This is a genomic window from Pseudomonas reactans (assembly GCF_013387025.1).
Taxonomy (GTDB): Bacteria; Pseudomonadota; Gammaproteobacteria; order Pseudomonadales; family Pseudomonadaceae; genus Aquipseudomonas; species Aquipseudomonas reactans.
The window spans coordinates 26,315-42,055 of sequence record NZ_JACAQP010000048.1 but is presented as its reverse complement, the minus strand read 5'-3'; the positions used below and the strand labels follow the sequence as shown (position 1 = coordinate 42,055).

The 15,741-nt window shown below is 62.1% G+C and carries 15 protein-coding genes; 10 read left to right on the top strand and 5 right to left on the bottom strand.

Annotated features, from left to right (window positions below):
- Positions 1-65: 65 nt before the first annotated feature.
- On the bottom strand, positions 66-917 hold the full coding sequence (locus HX793_RS30005; RefSeq protein ID WP_068933497.1) for a LysR substrate-binding domain-containing protein: 852 nt from the start codon (positions 915-917) through the stop codon (positions 66-68).
- Positions 918-1,161: 244 nt separating this feature from the next.
- On the opposite strand from HX793_RS30005, the gene HX793_RS30000 reads away from it, so the two are divergent.
- Genes HX793_RS30000 through metC form a run of 10 tightly spaced genes read left to right on the top strand, consistent with a single transcriptional unit; the run spans position 1,162 to position 11,594 of the window.
- Positions 1,162-1,983 carry a transporter substrate-binding domain-containing protein gene (locus tag HX793_RS30000; protein ID WP_016977964.1) on the top strand — a complete coding sequence of 274 codons (822 nt, stop codon included), beginning with the start codon at positions 1,162-1,164 and terminating at the stop codon, positions 1,981-1,983.
- A gap of 1 nt (position 1,984) precedes the next feature.
- On the top strand, positions 1,985-2,791 hold the full coding sequence (locus HX793_RS29995) for a transporter substrate-binding domain-containing protein (RefSeq protein ID WP_177049176.1): 807 nt from the start codon (positions 1,985-1,987) through the stop codon (positions 2,789-2,791).
- The gene (locus tag HX793_RS29990; protein ID WP_177062444.1) at positions 2,784-4,205 is read left to right on the top strand and encodes an FAD-binding oxidoreductase; all 1,422 of its coding nucleotides are present in this window, start codon (positions 2,784-2,786) and stop codon (positions 4,203-4,205) included. The genes HX793_RS29995 and HX793_RS29990 overlap by 8 nt, the downstream gene beginning before the upstream one ends.
- Complete coding sequence (locus HX793_RS29985) at positions 4,202-5,404, top strand: aminotransferase class I/II-fold pyridoxal phosphate-dependent enzyme (protein WP_177049178.1); 1,203 nt, start codon at positions 4,202-4,204, stop codon at positions 5,402-5,404. The genes HX793_RS29990 and HX793_RS29985 overlap by 4 nt, the downstream gene beginning before the upstream one ends.
- Positions 5,401-6,126 (top strand): amino acid ABC transporter permease, encoded by a 726-nt coding sequence (locus HX793_RS29980; RefSeq protein ID WP_177062432.1) that lies wholly within the window; start codon positions 5,401-5,403, stop codon positions 6,124-6,126. Before HX793_RS29985 ends, HX793_RS29980 begins: the two co-directional genes overlap by 4 nt.
- Positions 6,116-6,799 carry an amino acid ABC transporter permease gene (locus HX793_RS29975; protein ID WP_068933485.1) on the top strand — a complete coding sequence of 228 codons (684 nt, stop codon included), beginning with the start codon at positions 6,116-6,118 and terminating at the stop codon, positions 6,797-6,799. Before HX793_RS29980 ends, HX793_RS29975 begins: the two co-directional genes overlap by 11 nt.
- The gene (locus tag HX793_RS29970; RefSeq protein ID WP_177096364.1) at positions 6,786-7,610 is read left to right on the top strand and encodes an amino acid ABC transporter ATP-binding protein; all 825 of its coding nucleotides are present in this window, start codon (positions 6,786-6,788) and stop codon (positions 7,608-7,610) included. The genes HX793_RS29975 and HX793_RS29970 overlap by 14 nt, the downstream gene beginning before the upstream one ends.
- Positions 7,611-7,626: 16 nt before the next feature.
- The gene (locus HX793_RS29965) at positions 7,627-8,223 is read left to right on the top strand and encodes a cysteine dioxygenase family protein (protein ID WP_177062434.1); all 597 of its coding nucleotides are present in this window, start codon (positions 7,627-7,629) and stop codon (positions 8,221-8,223) included.
- A complete protein-coding gene (locus HX793_RS29960; protein ID WP_177096362.1) occupies positions 8,220-8,867 on the top strand; it encodes a glutathione S-transferase family protein in 648 nt (215 codons plus the stop codon). The genes HX793_RS29965 and HX793_RS29960 overlap by 4 nt, the downstream gene beginning before the upstream one ends.
- A 27-nt stretch (positions 8,868-8,894) precedes the next feature.
- Entirely contained in the window at positions 8,895-11,594 is a 2,700-nt protein-coding gene (gene metC / locus HX793_RS29955; protein ID WP_177096360.1) for a cystathionine beta-lyase, read from the top strand.
- 40 nt (positions 11,595-11,634) lie between these two features.
- On the opposite strand, the gene HX793_RS29950 is transcribed toward metC, so the two are convergent.
- The 4 genes from HX793_RS29950 to HX793_RS29935 form a co-directional block, all read right to left on the bottom strand.
- Positions 11,635-12,711, bottom strand: a complete 1,077-nt coding sequence (locus tag HX793_RS29950; RefSeq protein ID WP_177096358.1) for a nucleoside hydrolase — start codon at positions 12,709-12,711, stop codon at positions 11,635-11,637.
- 27 nt (positions 12,712-12,738) lie between these two features.
- Complete coding sequence (locus tag HX793_RS29945) at positions 12,739-14,049, bottom strand: MFS transporter (RefSeq protein ID WP_177096356.1); 1,311 nt, start codon at positions 14,047-14,049, stop codon at positions 12,739-12,741.
- A 291-nt stretch (positions 14,050-14,340) separates the two neighbouring features.
- Entirely contained in the window at positions 14,341-14,973 is a 633-nt protein-coding gene (locus HX793_RS29940) for an N-carbamoylsarcosine amidohydrolase (RefSeq protein ID WP_028616027.1), read from the bottom strand.
- Between the two features lie 12 nt (positions 14,974-14,985).
- A complete protein-coding gene (locus tag HX793_RS29935) occupies positions 14,986-15,738 on the bottom strand; it encodes a maleate cis-trans isomerase family protein (RefSeq protein WP_016977977.1) in 753 nt (250 codons plus the stop codon).
- Between the last annotated feature and the right edge of the window lie 3 nt (positions 15,739-15,741).

Here is a 15,741-nt window from a genome sequence, read left to right as displayed (position 1 = left end):
CCGCCGTAAGGGCGGAACCCATATCAGCCATCATCCAAATAACGGATATGTACTCAAAACTAGCCTTACAACCCCTGACTCCCCCGAATCAAATCATAAGCCTTCCTGGCAATCGGATTCGCCGTATTCGGCCGAATCCAAAGGTAATACGTCACCTCCGGCAACCGCGGCAACCCATCCGTCTCCCCCAACACCCGCATATCCGGCCCCAGCATCTCCATACTCCGCGGCGTCACCCCCAACCCCGCCCGAGTCGCCGCCTTGATCCCGATCAAATTCGAAGCCAGATACGCCTGGCGCCAAGGAATATTCGCCCGCTCCAACGCCTCCAATGCATACCGCCGATAAATGCTCGGCTCATCCACCAGAATCAGCGGCAACGGCTCACTCGGCTGGTGAATGTACTGGGCCGAACAAATCCACCACACCGGCGACGTCCGCAACGCAAACCCTTCCAGGTTTGGATCAGACCGCGTAGAAATCACCATATCCACCTTGCCCCGATGCAAATCGTCCATCAAAAACGGACTGCGCCCCACATCAATCTCCAACCGCAAACGCGGCGCCGAGCGGGCGATGTGACTGAGGATCGGCGGCAATATCGTGTCGGCAATATCGTGCGGTGAGCCAATGCGCAACACACCACTCAAGCTGCTTTCACGCAGCGAATTCAACGCATCGTCATTCAACGACAGCATCTGCCGCGCATGGCGCAGCAACTGCAAGCCCGGCTCGGTCAGCTGTTTTTGCCGGCCACGCTTCTCGAACAGACTGACTCCCACTTGCTGCTCAAGACGCTGCATGTGCTGGGTCACGGACGATTGGGTGCGCGCCAGGTGCATGCCGGCGCCGGCGAAGCTGTGGTGGTCGACCACGGCAATAAAGGTACGCAGCAGTTCAAGGTCAAGGGTCGACATGGCCAGCTCCAGAGGCGGTTTTTATATCAAGGGTGTGAAGCTAAACATTACAGATATTTATGTATGGGTGAAGCGTATTTTTAGAGGGTCCAGCAAATCATGGCTTATGTCGTAATCGGAGGTCGTGCAGATACGGCAAGTTATAACGATATGAGATATTTGCATTTCCGTTGCCCCCACACTCTCCCTAGCATGCCCCTCCATCAGGTCGGGGTACGCCGATCACTTGCCAGGGGGAAGTCCAATGAAGTTGAACAAATGGTTGCCGGTGGCCCTCGGGTCGATCATCGCGTTGGGCAGCAGTGTGGCGGCGCAGGCCGATGCGACCCTGGACAAGATCGAGCAGCGTCATGTGCTGGTGGTCGGCGTGCTGCTGTCTGGCGGGCCATTCGGCAGCATCGATCCGACCACGCAAAAGCCCAAGGGATTGAACGTCGACCTGGCCAACGAACTGGGGCGTCAACTCAAGGCTGAGGTGCAACTGGTGCCGGTGCTGCCGGCCAACCGTGTGCAGTTCCTGCAACAGGGCAAGGTCGACCTGCTGATCGCCAATATGGAATGGACCGCCGAGCGCGGTGAGATCCTCGGTTTTGTGCCGACCCCGTTCTACCGGATCGGCGGCGCGGCGGCGGTGCTCAAGGACAGCAAGATCGCCCGCTGGGAAGACCTCAAGGATCAGCCCGTGTGCACTTCGCAGGGCAGCAGCTACGTGAAGCCGCTGACTGAGTTCGGCGCGCAGCTCAAGGCATTCAAGAGCTCTTCCGAATCCCTGCTGGCCCTGCGCGGCAACAACTGCGTGGCGGCGGTGCATGACTCGACGCTGATCAACCCGTTGATCAATGACAGCCCCGAGTGGAAGGACTACCGCGTCATCACCCCGGAGCTCAACCCGGCGCCTTCGGTGATCTGGACCCGTCGCGGCGAAAGCGATACCCAAGCCAAGCTCGATCCGATCGTCAAGGAGCTGCACCGCAGCGGCTGGCTGATCGACGCCCAGACCCGCAACCGCATCAGCCCGGCCTCGCCGGCGTTGGTGGAATTGCAGCAACAGTTCAAGGGCGCCTGATATGCACTTCAAGACCTTCACCGCACTCGGCCTGGCCCTGTGCGCCGGCTTCGCCCAGGCCGATGCCACTCTCGACAAGATCCAGCAACGCCACGCCATCAGCGTCGGGGTGATTCTCAGCGGGCCGCCGTTCGGCACCCTGGACCCCAAGACCGGTGAGCACCTGGGCTACAACGTCGAACTGGCCAAGGGCATCGGCGAGGCGCTGGGCGTCGAGACCAAGACCGTGTCGGTACTGGCGCCCAACCGCGTGCAGTTCCTGCAGCAGGGCAAGGTCGACATCCTGATCGCCAATATGCAGTTCACCGAAGAGCGTGCCGAGATACTCGATTACGTGCCCACGCCCTACGAAGAAGTCGGCGGCGCGGCGTTGATCCGCAAAGGCGCTGGCATCCAGCAGTGGGCCGACCTCAAGGACAAGCCGGTGTGCGTGTCCCAGGGCAGCAACTTCATCAAACCGCTGCAAGAGACCTACGGCGCGCAGATCAAGGCGTTCCGCAGCCAGTCCGAGTCGCTGTTATCGTTGCGCGGCAATGGGTGTGTGGCGGCGGTGCACGTCAGCCCGACCATGCATGCCTTGCTCAGTGATGCCGAATGGGAGGGCTATGAAATCCCATTGCCGGGCGATTTGATTCCGTCCAACTCGGTGATCTGGATCCGCAAGGGCGAACACGACACCCAGGCCAAGCTCGATGCCATCGTGAAGGGCTGGCATAAAAGTGGTTTCCTGATCGCCCTCGGCGAGCGTACCGGCATGGCGCCGTCCCAGGCCCTGCGCGATTTGCATGAGCAATACAGCCATGAGTGATGCGCTGTTCGCCACCTTGCAACAGTTGCTCGGCGCGGCCCATGTGCAAACCAGCGAGCAAGCGGCGCACTACCTCACTGACAAACAGGGCCGCTACACGGGCCATGTGATCGCGGCGGTGCATCCGGCCAACACCGAGGAAGTCGCGGCGGTGGTGCGTGCCTGTGTGGCGCTGAAGGCGCCCATCGTGGTGCAGGGTGGCAATACGGGGTTGATGGCCGGCGCTACGCCGGATGCCAGCGGGCGTTCGGTGCTGCTGTTGCTGGATCGCATGAACCGCGTGCGCTCGGTCGACACCGACAACGACACCCTGACCGTGGAAGCCGGCTGCATCCTGCAAAATGTGCAGGACGCGGCCCGCGCAGCCGATCGCCTGTTCCCCTTGAGCCTCGGCGCCGAGGGCAGTTGCACCCTTGGCGGCAACCTCGGCACCAATGCCGGCGGCACCGGCGTGCTGCGTTATGGCAATGCCCGCGAGCTGACCCTGGGCCTGGAAGTGGTGACCGCCGAAGGCGAGATCTGGCATGGCCTGCGCGGGTTGCGCAAGGACAACACCGGCTATGACCTGCGTGATTTGTACATCGGCAGCGAAGGCACCCTGGGCATCATCACTGCCGCCACCTTGAAGCTGTTCCCGCTGCCGAAGGCGCAGGCGACCGCATTGCTGGCGTTTGATGAGCTGGCGCAAGCCGTCGCTTTTCTGTCCCATGCCCGTGCCGGTTTTGGCGCGAACCTGACGGCGTTCGAATTACTCACTGCTGATTGCCTGGCGCTGTTGCGCGATCAGTTCCCGGAGGGCCCGCAACCGTTCAAGACCGCGAGCCAACCCTGGTTCGCCCTGATCGAACTCTCCGACAACCACGGCGAAAGCCATGCGCGCGAAGCCTTCGAGGCCGTGCTTGGCGAGGCTTTCGAAAAGCAGTTGATCAGCGACGCCCTGATCGCCGAAAGCCTGGCGCAAAGCGAGGCCCTGTGGTTGCTGCGCGAAAACATGAGCGAGGCGCAGAAGCGTGCCGGGCGCAATATGAAGCACGATATCTCGGTGCCGATTTCCGAGGTAGTGGCCTTCGTGGCCCACACCGATGCGTTGTTGCAGCAGCATTTCCCCGGTGTGCGCAACTTCACTTTCGGCCACCTCGGTGACGGTAACCTGCATTACAACGTCGCCCACCCGCTGGATTCGACGGTGGACGCGCACATGGCGCACTACGCCGAACTCAGCGCCCTGGTGCACGACAGTGCCCACGCCCACGGCGGTTCGATCAGTGCCGAGCACGGCATCGGCCAGCGCAAGGTCGGCCTGCTCAGCCGTTATAAAAGCCCGGTGGAGCTGGACCTGATGCGTCGTATCAAGCAGGCGCTGGATCCGCACAACCTGCTCAACCCCGGCAAAGTCCTTGAGGTACAGCCATGACCCTACGCCTGTCCCAACGCGTGCAGCGGGTGTCGCTGTCCGCCAACGCCGCCGCCAAATCCCGCGCCACTGAGTTGCGCGAGGCGGGGCGCGATATCCTCGATCTCACCACCGGCGAGCCGGATTTCGATACCCCCGAACACATCAAGCAGGCGGCCTATGCCGCGATCGCGGGCGGCGCCACCAAATACACGCCGACGCCCGGTGTAAAAGCCTTGCGCTTGGCCGTGCAACGCAAGCTGGCGGATGAAAATCGCCTGGACTATCCACTGTCGTCCATTGTGATCGCCAACGGCGCCAAGCAGGTCATCTTCAACGCATTTGCCGCGACCCTGGATGACGGTGATGAAGTGCTGGTGCCGACACCCTACTGGCCATCGTTCCCCGACAGCGTGCGCTTCAATGGCGGCGAGCCGGTGTTCATCGAATGTGGGCTGGAGCAGGGCTGCAAACTGCTGCCGACCCAGCTGGAGCAGCACCTCAACGCGCGTACGCGCTGGCTGATCCTCAATGGCCCTGGCAACCCGAGCGGCGCGGTGTACAGCGAAACCGAACTGCGCGAGTTGGCCGAAGTGCTGCGTCGTCATCCCCAGGTGCTGGTCCTGCTGGATGAACTCTACGAACACATCCGCTTTGACGGTCGCCCCGCGCAGAGCCTGTTAAATGTAGCTCCAGACTTGCTCGACCGCTGCCTGCTGGTGGGCGGCGTGTCCAAGACTTACGCGATGACTGGCTGGCGCATCGGCTTTGGTGCAGGACCGAAAATCCTGACTGACGCCATCGCCGTGGTGCAATCCCAATCCACCTCTGGCGCGTCCTCTGTGGGCCAGGCCGCCGCGTTGGCCGCTTACGACGGCGGGCTGGATTTTCTTGCGGAGCACGTCGCGGCTTATCAATTGCGCCGTGACATCCTGGTGGAAACGCTTAAAACCGTAAACGGCCTTGAAGTCCTCGAACCCCAGGGCGGCTTTTTCGTCTTCGTGCGCTGCGCCGGGCTGCTGGGCCGCGTTCGCCCGGACGGCCAGCGCATCAACAACGACGATGACCTGGTGGCCTGGCTGTTGGAGGAGGGCGTCGCCGGAGTGGCGGGCAGTGCCTATGGCCTGTCGCCGTGGTTCCGTCTGTCCATCGCCACCGCGACTGACAGCGTTGCAGAAGCAGGACGGCGTATCGCAAGCGCCTGCGGAAAGTTGCAATGATGGAGCTTTTTGTCCATTGGGCTGCGGGTATTGGCCTCAACTACAACTTCCTGTTGGATGCCTACCAGCGCGGCACCCTGGTCCAGGGCGCGCTGATCACCGGCCTGCTGTGCCTGTTCACCATTATTGGCAGCCTGTTGGCGGGCATCACCCTGGCGGCGATGCTCACCTCGGGCAACCCTTGGCTGGCCAAGCCGGCGCGGGTATTTGTCGAAGTCACCCGCAACACGCCAACCCTGGTGCAGCTGTACTGCGCGTTCCTGGTGCTGAACATGCTGCTGACCCAGGCGGTCGGCGCGGCGAACCCACTGACGCCGTTTGCCTGGGTGGTCATTGTGATCTCCCTGCACAAAGGTGCGTTTCATGCCGAGGCCTTGCGCGCCGGCATCGAAGCAGTGCCTGCCGTGACCCTGGAAGCTGCCAGTTCCCTGGCTTTCAGCAGCCGCCAGTTGCTGTGGAATGTGCAGTTGCCGCTGGCGCTGCGTTTTGCCTTGCCGTCGCTGATCAACAATCTGATCGACCTGGTGAAGATGACCGCCGTGGCGTCCGCCATTGCCGTGGGCGACATCACCTACGCGGCCATCATGATCTGGACCCAGAGCGATAACGTGTTGGAGCTGATGATCCTGATCCTGAGCTTTTTCGGCCTGCTGAGTTTTATCGTCAATTGTGTGGGGCGCTGGCTGGAAGCGCGCCTGAGGATGCCCGGCTATGGCCATTGATTCATTCCCGGTGTTGTCGGCGTTGCTGCAATGGTCGCCGGCACTGGTGGCCGGTTTCGGCCAGAACATCCTGATCAGCGTGGTGGCGATTGCCCTGGGCTCGGTGCTGGGCCTGTTGATCGGTGCGTTGGCCTTGTCGCCTCTGGGCTTTGTCGCGCGGCTGTGGGTGCAGGTGTTTCGCAATGCGCCGTGGCTGGTGTTGATCTATTTCACCACCTACGTGTTCCCGTTCGAGATCCACATCGGCAGCAGCTACGTGTCGTTTCCCGATTGGGTCAAAGTCACCATCGGCCTGGCGTTGCCGGCCAGCGCCAACGTGGCGGAGATCTTCCGTGGCGCCATTGGTTCGATCCCCAGCACCCAGTGGGAAGCCGCGCGTTCCCTGGCGTTTACCCGTGGCCAGTTGTTTCGTTCGATCATCCTGCCGCAGTGCTTCAAGCGCATGTTGCCGCCGTGGATGAACCTGTACGCCGTGGTCACCATGGGCACCGCGCTGGCCTCGCTGGTGGGCGTGCATGACGTGATCGACACCGCGCAGATCGCCAGCAACACCGTGAACATGACCGGTTTCACCGTGGTGATCTACCTGAGCCTGCTGGTGCTGTTCTTTGCCTATTGCTACCCGATTTCCCGTCTCACCCAACACCTGGAGCGCCGTTATGCCTTCTATTGAACCCTTGGTGAGCCTGCGGGACGTGCACCTGTCGTTCGGCGCCAACCCGGTGCTCAAGGGCATCGACCTCGACGTGCTGCGCGGCCAGGCCGTGTCGATCATCGGCCCGTCGGGGTCGGGCAAGTCGACGATCCTGCGCTGCATCACCGGTTTGCTGCAGCCCCAGCGCGGCAGCATCCGCGTGGGCCAGACCCAGGTCGATACCTTGGCCCAGGAAGCCCAGCGCATCGAGTTGCGTAAGCGCGTTGGGTTTGTGTTCCAACAGTACAACCTGTTCCCGCACTTGTCGGTGCTGGAGAACCTGGTGATCGCCCCGCGCAAGGTGCTCGGCCGCAACCGTGCCGACGCCGAGAAAGACGCCCGCGTCTTGCTGGCCAAGGTGCGCATGGAGCACAAGGCCGATGCCTATCCCGGCCAACTGTCCGGTGGCCAGCAACAGCGCGTGGCGATTGCCCGCGCGTTGGCGATGCGCCCGGAGCTGATCCTGTTTGACGAAGTGACCTCGGCCCTCGACCCGGAAACCGTCGGCGAAGTGCTGACGGTGATCCGCGAGTTGACCGAGGAGGGCATGACCTGCGTGCTGGTCACCCATGAAATGCGCTTCGCCGAAGAGATCAGCGACGTGGTGTATTTCACCGAAAACGGCGTGATTGTCGAGCATGGCAGCGCGCAGCAGATCTTCCAGAACCCGGCCAGCGAACGCACCCAGACGTTCCTGCGCCATGCCCTGGGCGACTCGGGGCGCCGTGGCCCCATCGCCCACGACCCGTACCTGTTGACCAATTTGAGCCGTTACAGCCTGTCTGTCTGATAAGAGGAAGTTCGTGATGAGTATCGAAAACCGTGCCGATGTGATCGAAGCGTTTTTGCAGCAGATCCGTGTCATCAACCAGCGTGGCGTAGACCGCGCGGCCTTGGATGAAATCGTTGGGCTGCTGGAAAACCTCGCCCAGCGCCGCGACCTGTTCAACTTTGATGAATTCCCCGCGCCGGTGCCGGGGCAGGGCAGCACTGCGTTCCGCTATCGCCTGAATGACGACGGTGATACGCCGACGCTCTACCTGAATTCGCTGTTGCCGGGCAAAAGCACGATCCCGCATAACCATGAGACCTGGGCGATCATCAGTGCCATCGAAGGCCAGGAGATCAACTACGTCTATGCCCGCAGTGATGAAGGTCGCGAGCCGGGGTTCACCACCCTGACGCTGGAGAAAGAAGTGATCGTGCAGCCGGGCACCTCGATTTCGTTCCTCGGTGAGGACCTGCATGGCATCAAGGTCGAGGGTGATCAGGCGACGTTGCATTTCCACCTTTATGGTTTGCCGCTGGAATCGCTGAACGGCCGATATGGCGTGGAAGCGGACGGTCGCATCCTCAACTACAACGCCTCGCAGATGGCGCCGTCGATCAAGGCCTACGCATGATCGACCTTTATTACTGGCCAACCGGCAACGGCTTGAAGGTCGGCATCCTGCTCGAAGAGTTGGGGGTGGAATACCGCCTGGTGCCGGTGAATATCCGCGAAGGCCAGCAAAAACAGGCGGACTTCCAGCGCATCAGCGCCAACGGGCGCATCCCGGCGATTGTCGACTATCGCCCGGAGGTGCCGCTGAGCCTGTTCGAATCCGGCGCGATCCTCAATTACCTGGCTGATAGCGCCGGACAGTTCCTGCCGCCGGCAGGCAGTGCGGAGCGGCAAAAGGTCCAGGAATGGTTGTTCTGGCAGGTGGGGCATATCACCCCGTATCTGAGCCAGTTGCAGCTGTTCAAGGAGAAGGCTCCGGAGCCGATTGCGTTTGCCCTTGACCTGCTCAACGCCGAAGCCACGCGCTTGTATCGGGTGCTGGAACAGCGCCTGGCCGAAGTGGTGTATGTGGCCGGTGAGTACTCGGTGGCGGACATGGCGATCTTCCCGTGGATTCAACCGCAACGGCAGGGCCAGGACTTGGCGGACTACCCGAATATCCAGGCCTGGCGCGAGCGCATCAAGGCGCGGCCGGCGGTGCAGCGTGCCTATGCCAAGGGTCGCGAAGTGGCCGCGGGCGAACGTTCGTTGGCGTTGCAGTAACTCTTTTCTTCAATTGTTGGGACTTCCATGAGCCAGACCATCACCCCCAGTCAACTGCAGCAATGGCTGTTCGACGGGCAGGAAATCGCCCTGTTCGACGTGCGCGAACACGGCCAATACGGTGAAGCCCACCTGTTTCACGGGGTGAACCTGCCCTATAGCCGTCTGGAGCTGGAGGTACGCCGACTGGCGCCTAACCCCCAGGTGCGCCTGGTGATTTACGACCAGGATGGCGGTGACGTTGCAGCGCGCACCGCAGCGCGTTTGGAGGGGCTGGGCTATGGCCGTGTGCATGTCTTGGAAGGAGGCGCCGAGGGTTGGCAGGCCGCCGGCTTGCAGCTGTTTGCCGGGGTGCACGTGCCATCCAAGGCGTTTGGCGAGTTGGTCGAAGAGGCCAGTCACACACCGCATGTGACTGCTCGGCAATTGGCGGACTGGCAAGCGCGCGGTGAACCGTTGGTGGTGCTGGACGGCCGGCCGTTCGATGAATACCGCAAGATGACCATTCCCGGTTCCATCTGCTGCCCCAACGGTGAACTGGGCTACCGCGTGCATGACTTGGTGCCGGATGACAGCACGCCCATCGTGGTCAACTGCGCCGGACGCACCCGCAGCATCATCGGCGCGCAGACCCTGATCAACCTGGGTCTGAAGAATCCGATCTATGCCTTGGAAAACGGCACCCAGGGCTGGTACCTGGAAGATTTCCAACTGGAACACGGCAGCACCCGGCGATATGCGGATCACGTCAGCAGCGACCTTGCCCAGCAGCGCCAGGCCGCGCAGCGATTGGCCGAGCGGGCAGGGGTGGTGACTGTGTCGGCGGATCAGGTGCGTCAGTGGGCCGATGACGCCCAACGTAGTCTGTTTCTGTGCGACGTGCGCACGGCTGAAGAGTTCGCCCTCGGCACATTGCCGGGTGCGCAACATACGCCGGGCGGGCAGTTGATCCAGTCCACCGACCTGTACATTGGCGTGCGCCAGGCGCGCATTGTGCTGGTAGACAGTGATGGTGTGCGTGCCCCGATTGTTGCCAGTTGGCTGCGCCAGTTGGGGCATGAGGCGTATGTATTGAGCGGTGGCATCGGCAGTGGCCTGGCCTTGCCGGTGTTGCAGCCGGTGGCCTATGAGCCGCTGCCGTTGATCAATGCCCAGGCGCTGGCCCTTGAATTGAACGATGTGAACCTGATCGACTTGCGTCCGAGCATGGCGTTTCGCAAAGGTCATATTGCAGGTTCGCGCTGGTCGATTCGCCCGCTGCTCAAAACCGACCATCGCCCGTTGGTGCTGGTGGCGGATGATCCTGCGTTGGCGGCCTTTGCTGCCGAAGGCCTGTCGGCACAATTGCTTGACGGCGGTTTTACCGCCTGGGCCGCCGCTGGCCTGCCGGTGACTGAAGACGCGCAAAACCCGCCCGACGCGCAGTGCATCGATTTCCTGTTCTTCACCCACGACCGTCACAGCGGCAACAAGGATGCCGCGCGCCAGTACCTGGCCTGGGAAATCGGCCTGCTGGCGCAGATGAGCGCGGCGGAAATTGCCAGTCTCAAGCCGCTGGCCCCGCCGTCGCGCGTGCGCACTCGGTTGATACACGCGGCCCGCACCGAAAAAGGCCATGGCGGCCGTGCAGTCAACGTGCCGATTACGCGCATCAGCACCGTGCTGTTCGACAACCTGGCGCAGATGCGTGACGCCCGCGCCCGCCGTGACAGCGAGCGGGTGTTGACCTACGGCGCACGCGGCAATCCGACCTCCCACGCTCTGGAGGACCTGGTCACCGAGTTGGAGGGAGGTTATCGCACGCGCCTCTACGGCACCGGCCTTGCCGCAGCGGCCCAGGTGTTCCTGGCCTACCTGCGGCCTGGCGATCACGTGCTGATCACTGATGCGGTGTATTCGCCGGTACGCAAATTGGCCCGTGAATTCCTGCAAGCGTTTGGTGTTGAGGTCAGCTATTTCTCGCCGGATGGTCAGGGCCTGGAAGCCCAGTTGCAAGCCAATACCAAACTGGTCTACGCCGAAGTCCCGGGTTCGTTGCTCTACGAACTGTGCGACCTGCCCGCGATTGCCGCGTTGTGCAAACCGCGCAATATCCTGCTGGCCGTGGACAACACCTGGGGCTCGGGTTACCTGTATCGACCGCTGGCGTTGGGCGCGGATATTTCCATCATGGCCCTCACCAAATACCTCGGCGGCCACAGCGACGTGATGATGGGCAGTGTGTGCACCACCCAGGCCGCGTGGCCGGCGCTGGGCCGGATGAGCGATACCTTCGGCAATGCCGTGAGTGCCGACGATGCCTACCTGATCCTGCGCGGTGCACGCACCCTGGCCTCGCGCCTGGATGTGCATGAGCGACAGGCGCTGGATGTCGCGCTGTGGTTGCAGGCCCAGCCCCAGGTCAAGCGCGTGTTCCATCCGGCATTGCCTGGGCATCCCGGGCATGCGCTGTGGCGTCGGGACTTCACCGGCAGCAATGGCTTGCTCTCATTTGAATTGAACAGCACTGACCCGGCCTACCTCGAACGCTTTATCGACGGCCTGCAACTGTTCGGATTGGGCGCTTCATGGGGCGGCTATGAAAGCCTGGTCACTATCGCCGATACCCAGGACCGCGACAGCGCGGCGGACCGAGGGCTAAACCCGGTGGTGCGCCTGCATATCGGACTGGAAGATGTGGCGGCGCTGATCGAGGACCTGCAGCGCGGGTTTGCGTTGGCAGGGTGAAGGGAGCGCGCTCCCACGCAAGGTGGGAGCGCTCAACCGGTCAGTGCTTGACCGGCGTTGGCAAGGTCACCAGGTTGACGTAGCCATCCCAGAATTTCTTCTGGTCCACGCCGAACACCACCTTGGCCTTCTGCGTGCCCACAGGGGCGCCTTTCTGGTAGCCGAGTGCACGGCCGTAGTCGGCGCCGAAGGTGGCATCCACATCCACCCACAGATCCCGGGACTCGGTGACGATGTCCGGGTTGACCAGGTACAGCGCCGGCAAGCTGTCCCAGGTAAAGCTGTGGTAGCTCGGGTCCTTGTCGAACAAGGGGCCGAACTCGTGCTTGTACAGATCGGCAATCGCGCCTTTCTGGGCAATCACGCGCTGGTACACCGTTTTGTCGAAGGTGACTTTCTCGCACACATCATTCGGGAAAATCACGTGCTCGATCGGCGAGCGCAACACGATCTTCGCGGCCTCCGGGTCGAACCACCAGTTGAATTCCGCCGCCGGCGTGGTGTTGCCCGGAATCTCCAGGGCACCTCCCATGTACACGATGCGCTTGATCAACGGCACGATATCCGGCGCCGAACGAATCGCCAGGGCGAGGTTGGTCAGCGGCCCGACCGCCAGGATTGTTACCTGATGCGGGTTGGCGCGCACGCTGTCGACGATGAATTGCGCGGCGGTTTCCTTGCGCAATTGGGTGTGTGTCGCCAGGCCATCGGGTGGCGCGATCAACTGCTTGGGTGAAGTAGGGCGGGGGTTCTTGAATGCCCCCGGCCAGCCGGAGCCGAACAGCGCCTTTTCCGCCTCGTAGGTGGCGTAGTCATGCAGCAACGGGTAGGCAGCGCCGGAGTAGACGCCCACCTCTTTCTCCACGCCCATGCGCTCCACGGCCTTGAGCGCATCAACCTGCTCCTGGTCGACCCAGGCGTTGCCGCTGACCAGGGTCATGCCCAGCAACTCGATGCGTTTTTGCGCATGGAGCTGGGCGAGCATGATGAAGGCCTGGCCGTCATCGTTGAGCACGTTGAAATCGGTGTCGAAAATGACTTTCTCCGCAGCCTGGGTGGTGCCGGCACACAGGCCGACGGCAACCAGCAGTGCGCAGCTTTTCAGGAAACCTTGCATGGTGATTCATCCGAAAAATTGTTGTTGTTAACGGTTCACCAGTTTCGCCGGCAAGGCGATGACCAGGAAGCTGCTGAGGATCAGGCAGCCGGCGAAAAACCACAAGGCACCCGCACTGCTGCCTGTGACGTCGATCGCAACGCCCATCAACGAGTTGCTCACCAGGCCTGCGATATTCGCCACCGAACAGGCCAGGGCAAAACCGGTGGCCGCCGCAGTGCCTTTGAGAAAGGTCGCCGGCAGGCTGAAGAACACCGGCACCGCGCCGATGATCGCCGCCGAGGCAATCGCAAACAGCGCCACGGTGGCCGCCACGTTATGGATAAAGAACGTGCTGGTGGCCATGGCCGCCGCGCCGATGAAAAACGGCACGATGATGTGCCAGCGGCGTTCGCGGTGTTTGTCGGAGCTGGCGCCGATCAGCAGCATGCCGAGCAGGGCGGCGACGCTCGGTAGTGCAGTGAGCACGCCGATATGGAAGGTGTCGGTGACCCCGGCATTGCGGATGAACGTCGGCATCCAGAAGCCCATGGCGTAGGCGCTGAGCAGGATCGAGAAGTCGATACCGCCAAGCATCCAGACCTTGAGGTTGAAGAAACCGTCACGGAAGCTGTGTTTGCTGGCGGAGCCGTCGGCGTCGTCCTTGCGCAACTCGGTTTCCAGTAGGGCCTTTTCCTCGTCCGACAGCCATTTGGCTTGCTGGTAGGTATTGGGCAGGGCCCAGAAGGTCAGCACGCCCAGCAACACGCTGGGCACCGCTTCGATCAGGAACAGCCACTGCCAGCCACGCAGGCCACCCATGTGATCGAAGTGGCCCATGATCCAGCCGGACAGCGGGCCGCCGATCACGCTGGAGAGTGGCAGGCCGATCATGAACAACGCGATGATGCGCCCGCGTCGGTGGGTGGGAAACCAGGTGGTGAGGTAGTACAGCACACCCGGAAGAAAGCCCGCCTCGGCGGCGCCGAGCAGGAAACGCAGGATGTAGAACTGGGTCGTGGAGGTGACCAGCATGGTGCAGGCCGAAAGCAGGCCCCAAGTGATCATGATGCGCGCGATCCAGATCTTCGCGCCGACCCGCTCCAGCACCAGGTTGCTGGGGACCTCAAAGATGATATAGCCGACAAAGAACAGCCCGGCGCCGAGGCCGAACGCGGTTTCGCTGAACTGCAACTGGTCGAGCATCTGCAATTTGGCGAAGCCGATGTTGATGCGGTCCAGGTAGGCGGCGAGGTAGCAGAAGCACAGGAAGGGGATCAGCTTCCAGGTGATCTTGTGGTAAAGCGTGTTGACGGGGTCTGCGACCGTGGTCGCGGGCGCTGCATTCGCAATGGGCATTGGGTGTCTCCTGGCGGTGACTTATGGTTTTTATACAGCCGCTTTTGTTCCAGCACTTCGGAGTGCTGTAGAAGCGACTTCCAAAGGCAGTGTCAGAAGACTGAGAGCTTTCGGTGTTGCAGTTACCTGTGGCGAGGGAGCTCGCTCCCGCTGGGCTGCGCAGCAGCCCCAAAAAGCTGGGAGCGCTACGCACTCCAGCGCGAGCAAGCTCGCTCGCCACAGGTAAGGTGCCTACCTTCAGGCCTCAGTTTTTTCAAGACCACGCTCTATGGCGCAGTTCTTAATAACGTCTTATTGCTCCCTGAACTTGCGCATTGCCTCCTGCTTGCTCACCACGTCGCCATACTTGCTGTCGATATCGAACAGGTTGGCCTCATGGGGCGCCGGGTGCCGATCGCCGACGCATTCGCGCACGACGATGGTGCGAAACCCGTGTTGCACCGCATCCACCGCCGTGGCGCGGATGCAGCCGCTGGTGGAACAGCCGGCCAGCACGACGGTGTCGATGCCTTGGGCATGCAGCATCGGCGCCAGGCTGCTGCCGAAAAACGCACTGGCGTACTGTTTGGTAATGACGACTTCCTCGGCCAGTGGCAGCACTTCGGCGCAGAACGCCGCGAGTGGGTTGCCTTCGACCATGTCCTTCATCACCGGGGCTTTTTTCACCCAGATCCCGCCATCGACGAAATGGCCGGGATGGTAGCGGATATTGGTGTGGACTACCGCAATCCCGTGTTGGCGTGCGGTGGCGAGCAGCTCGACGCTTTGCGCCACGGCCGTGACCACGCCGGGCGCGAACAGCGGCGCGCCTTCGGTGGTGTAGCCCTGCATGAAGTCGATCATCAGCAGGGCGGCCTTTTTGCCAAAGCCGATGCGGTTGCCCCACACGCCCTGGTAGTTGGCGTCGGCGGATTGTTCACTCATCTTTCAACCCCCTCAGTAAGCGCCAGAGAGCAGGGCACCGGCACCCGGCACGATGGGCTCCAGATCCAATGCCTTAAGCATCGCGTAGGTGGTGGCAATGGCGGCGGTCAGCACCGGTTTGCCGGTTTGTGCCTCGACCTTGGCCACCACCGGCAGCGACTGCATCTGCACGCAGGCAGACAGCACGATCACGTCGACGCCTTCCAGGTTCATGCCGGCGACGATGGCTGGCAGGTTGGCCGGGTCGTGGCGGGCCACTTCGAGGTTGTCGGGAATTTCCAGGGCGCGCCAGTCCACGACGTCAAAGCCTTCTTCACGGATGTAGTTCACCACCAGCTCAGTCAGCGGTTTCATGTACGGCGCGACAATCGCGATGCGCTTGGCGCCCATCACTTTCAGGCCTTCGATCAAGGCGCCGGCGCTGGTGATCACGGGCGCGTTGGCGTCGTTGTCAGCGGTGGCTTTGCGCAGGCGCTGTTCGGAGTTGCGGTGATAACCCAAGCCCATGGCCATGATTGCCACCAGGCACGCATAACCCAGCACGTCGACCTTGGCGTCGGACAACTCGACAGCGCAACGGTCGGATTCGCCGTCCATGGCCGCCAGTTCTTCCTTGCGTACTTGCTTCATGCGCATGCGGCTGGAGTGAAAGGTGAAGCGCTCGGGACGGATCGCCTGGCGCGCGGTGAGCATCGCCGGAATCTCGGTTTCCATGGTGGTGTTGGAGCTCGGCACGATTTGGCCGATGCGGTAAGGCTTCTGCATGGG

Excerpts from the sequence above, each read along its gene's own strand:
- HX793_RS30005 (WP_068933497.1), bottom strand. The coding sequence starts at position 917 with ATGTCGACCCTTGACCTTGAACTGCTGCGTACCTTTATTGCCGTGGTC.
- HX793_RS30000 (WP_016977964.1), top strand. The coding sequence starts at position 1,162 with ATGAAGTTGAACAAATGGTTGCCGGTGGCCCTCGGGTCGATCATCGCG.
- HX793_RS29995 (WP_177049176.1), top strand. The coding sequence starts at position 1,985 with ATGCACTTCAAGACCTTCACCGCACTCGGCCTGGCCCTGTGCGCCGGC.
- HX793_RS29990 (WP_177062444.1), top strand. The coding sequence starts at position 2,784 with ATGAGTGATGCGCTGTTCGCCACCTTGCAACAGTTGCTCGGCGCGGCC.
- HX793_RS29985 (WP_177049178.1), top strand. The coding sequence starts at position 4,202 with ATGACCCTACGCCTGTCCCAACGCGTGCAGCGGGTGTCGCTGTCCGCC.
- HX793_RS29980 (WP_177062432.1), top strand. The coding sequence starts at position 5,401 with ATGATGGAGCTTTTTGTCCATTGGGCTGCGGGTATTGGCCTCAACTAC.
- HX793_RS29975 (WP_068933485.1), top strand. The coding sequence starts at position 6,116 with ATGGCCATTGATTCATTCCCGGTGTTGTCGGCGTTGCTGCAATGGTCG.
- HX793_RS29970 (WP_177096364.1), top strand. The coding sequence starts at position 6,786 with ATGCCTTCTATTGAACCCTTGGTGAGCCTGCGGGACGTGCACCTGTCG.
- HX793_RS29965 (WP_177062434.1), top strand. The coding sequence starts at position 7,627 with ATGAGTATCGAAAACCGTGCCGATGTGATCGAAGCGTTTTTGCAGCAG.
- HX793_RS29960 (WP_177096362.1), top strand. The coding sequence starts at position 8,220 with ATGATCGACCTTTATTACTGGCCAACCGGCAACGGCTTGAAGGTCGGC.
- metC (WP_177096360.1), top strand. The coding sequence starts at position 8,895 with ATGAGCCAGACCATCACCCCCAGTCAACTGCAGCAATGGCTGTTCGAC.
- HX793_RS29950 (WP_177096358.1), bottom strand. The coding sequence starts at position 12,711 with ATGCAAGGTTTCCTGAAAAGCTGCGCACTGCTGGTTGCCGTCGGCCTG.
- HX793_RS29945 (WP_177096356.1), bottom strand. The coding sequence starts at position 14,049 with ATGCCCATTGCGAATGCAGCGCCCGCGACCACGGTCGCAGACCCCGTC.
- HX793_RS29940 (WP_028616027.1), bottom strand. The coding sequence starts at position 14,973 with ATGAGTGAACAATCCGCCGACGCCAACTACCAGGGCGTGTGGGGCAAC.
- HX793_RS29935 (WP_016977977.1), bottom strand. The coding sequence starts at position 15,738 with ATGCAGAAGCCTTACCGCATCGGCCAAATCGTGCCGAGCTCCAACACC.